The organism is Luteitalea sp., from assembly GCF_044337415.1.
Classification (GTDB): Bacteria; Acidobacteriota; Vicinamibacteria; order Vicinamibacterales; family Vicinamibacteraceae; genus Luteitalea.
The window spans coordinates 1-3180 of the sequence record NZ_JBIINP010000352.1 but is presented as its reverse complement, the minus strand read 5'-3'; the positions used below and the strand labels follow the sequence as shown (position 1 = coordinate 3180).

At 67.5% G+C, this 3180-nt stretch carries 1 protein-coding gene; it reads left to right on the top strand.

The genetic code is table 11. From position 1 onward, the window contains the following. Positions 1–239 precede the first annotated feature (239 nt). Entirely contained in the window at positions 240–3029 is a 2790-nt protein-coding gene (bamA, locus tag ACIRDX_RS22165; protein WP_396627593.1) for an outer membrane protein assembly factor BamA, read from the top strand. Positions 3030–3180 lie beyond the last annotated feature (151 nt).

The window sequence follows — 3180 nt, the reverse complement described above, 5'->3', positions numbered from 1 at the left end:
GAGCCCTGAGCCCTGAGCCCCGAGCCCCGAGCCCCGAGCCCCCAGCTCCAAGCCCCCAGCTCCAAGCCCCCGAGCCATCACTATTCCGTCACGGCAGCCCGACCGCCGGGTGGCGCACGACGTCTCATCTCCGGTACACTGACGGCTTGGTCTGCCACGTGAGGTCCGGCCGTGGGGGCCCGGCTCGTCTCGGCAATGCTCGGGCCGCCGACACGACGCCCTAGGAATCGCGAACACGCATGAGACTCGCTGCCCCTGTCGGGGTGCTGTGCCTGGCCCTGTGGGCAACCCCGGTCGCCCTCGCGGGACACCAGCCGCCAGCGTCGCCGCAGACACCCCCATCCGCGCCCCAGCCGCCCGCCCCCGCGGCGCCGGCCGCCCCGCCCGAGGGCGACGCGTCCCGCACGCGGCCTGCTCCGCCGCCGCCGTCGGCCGACACCACGGTGACCACGGGGGGCACGGTGGATCTGCCGGCACGGAGCGTGCTCGACGCCGAGGGCGCCTGCGCGGTCATCCCGCCGACGAGCGCCACCGCGCAGCCGGCGGCGGGCAGTGGCCCGGTCCTGCGGGCCGTGGAACTCTGCTTCCCGACGCAGGGCAACGTCTCCTCCATCGAGTTCGAGACCTACCTGTACTACATCAAGACCCGCGGCAGCCGCCCGTCGCAGAACGTGTGGATCCCCTACACGCCCGACGTGGAGAAGGACCTCACGGAGGACTTCAAGCGGCTCTGGGCCACCAACTTCCTCGACGACCTCGCGGTGGAGGTGCTCGACACCCCGTACCCGAACGGGGCGGTCGGCAAGTACGTGCGGTTCCGGCTCGAGGAGCGGCAGCGCGTCAAGATCGTCGAGTACGTCGGCAGCGACAAGATCGAGTCGACCAAGGTCGACGAGAAGCTGCGCGAGATCAACAACGTCATCCGCCTCGACTCGTTCATCGACCCGGCGCAGATCCGGCGCGTCGAGAGCGTGGTGCGGGAGATGCTGGCCGAGAAGGGCTACATCGACGGCGAGGTCACGCACACGATCACGTCGATCGCCGGCGGCCCGAAGCTGGTCAACCTGACGTTCAACATCAAGGACGGCCCGCGGGTCCTGATCAAGGACATCGACTTCATCGGCAACGACGCCTTCGGGGATGGCACGCTGAAGCGCCGCATGAAGGAGAACAAGGAGCGGACGCTGATCAACCGCTTCCGCAGCAAGGGCATCTACCAGCAGGCCAAGTTCGAGGAGGATGCCGAGGCCGTCCGCGGGATGTACCGCGAGGAGGGCTACATCGCCGCGCGCGTCGGCCAGCCGGAGATCCGGACGCTCGAGACGTCGGCCGACGGCAAGTCGCGCCAGGTGCAGCTGCGCATCCCGGTCACCGAGGGGCGCCGGTACCGGGTCGGCAAGTTCGAGTTCGACGGCAACAAGGTGGTCAAGCCCGAGGCGCTGCAGCCGATCTTCAAGCTCCAGACCGGCGACTTCTACTCGGAGAAGAAGATCCGCAAGGGCCTCGAGAAGGCGCGCGAGCTGTACGGCGTCGGCGGCTACTTCGAGTTCACGGGGTTCCCGGACCTGAAGCCGCTCGACATGGTCGATCCGGCCGACCCCGAGAAGTTCCTGCCCGAGGGCGCCGAGCCCAACGGTCCGCCGGTCGTCGACGTGACGATGCGGATGCAGGAAGGCGAGCAGTACTTCATCAACCGCATCACGTTCAAGGGCAACACGACGACGCGCGACAACGTGATCCGTCGTGAGCTGAACCTGCTCGAGGGTGGCGTCTTCAACACCGAGTCGTTGAAGAACAGCGTGCGTCGCCTCAACCAGCTGGGCTACTTCAAGCAGCTGGAAGAGGGCCAGGAGGGCATCGACGTCAAGAAGACGCCGGGCGAGAAGAACAAGGTCGACGTGACGCTGGCGCTGCAGGAGCAGAACCGCAACCAGCTGACGTTCGGCGCCGGCGTGTCGCAGTTCGAGGGCTTCTTCGGCCAGCTGGCCTTCGCCACCTCCAACTTCATGGGCCGCGGCGAGACGCTGTCGCTGTCGCTGGCCGCCGGGTCGCGCACGCAGTTCTACCAGCTGGCGTTCACCGAGCCCTACCTGTTCGATCGGCCGATCACGGCCGGCGTCGACATCTCGCGGCGCGCCATCCAGTACATCGGGGCGTTCACGCAGGAGACGACCGGCGTGAACACGGTGTGGGGCTTCCCGCTGAGCCGCAACTTCACGCGCGGGTTCCTGCAGTACAGCTACGAACGGGTCAACGTGAAGGACCTGAACCCGCTGTACACGGACCCGTCGGTGATCGGGCGGAACCCGTTCCTGCAGGACGCGCTGCTGCTGCAGTGCCAGACGCTGCCGCCCACCGAGGAATTCCCCGAAGGCGAGCAGGTGTGCGAGCCGGGCGAGGCGCGGACGATCAGCAAGTTCGTGCCCAGCCTGGTGCACAACACGGTGGACAACCCCATCTTCCCCAACACCGGTCGCCGCATCACGGCGTCGATCGACCTGGCGGGCCTCGGGGGCAACACCAAGTTCATCAAGCCGAAGTTCGAGTACGTGCAGTTCATCCAGCACACGCGGCGCACGTCCATCGGCTTCCGGGGCGAGGTGGAGTACATTCGTCCCTGGGGCGAGTCGCTGCCGCTGCCGCTGTTCGAGCGCCTGGTGCAGGGCGGCGAGTACAGCGTGCGCGGGTTCGACGTCCGCAGCATCGGCCCCCGCGACCCGGTCACGGGCATCGTGCTCGGCGGCAACAAGAGCCTGCTGTTCAACTTCGAGTACCTGATCAGCATCGCCGGCCCGGTGCGCCTGGTGCTGTTCTACGACGCGGGGCAGGTCAGGAACGAGACCGAGTCGTTCAACTGGGACGAGTTCAAGACCTCGACGGGCGCGGAAATCCGGTTCTTCATGCCGGTGCTCAACGTGCCGTTCCGCCTGATCTTCGCCGCCAACCCGCAGCGCGAGGGCGTGCTGCGCAACGATTTCACGCCGACCAGGCCGTTCCAGTTCCGGTTTGCAGTGGGGTCGACGTTCTGAGCTGAACCACGGGTGTGGTTCAATGGTCCGGATGCGGCCCCGGGTGGGGCCGGTCCTGTGCTGGGTCGAAAGGATTGCTGTCGATGAAGTCCGTGCTTGCCATGTCCGTGTCGTGCCTGCTGCTGGTGGCCGCTGCCGCCGGTGCCCAAAC

Coding starts and splice junctions, on each gene's coding strand:
- bamA (WP_396627593.1), top strand. CDS start 240: ATGAGACTCGCTGCCCCTGTCGGGGTGCTGTGCCTGGCCCTGTGGGCA.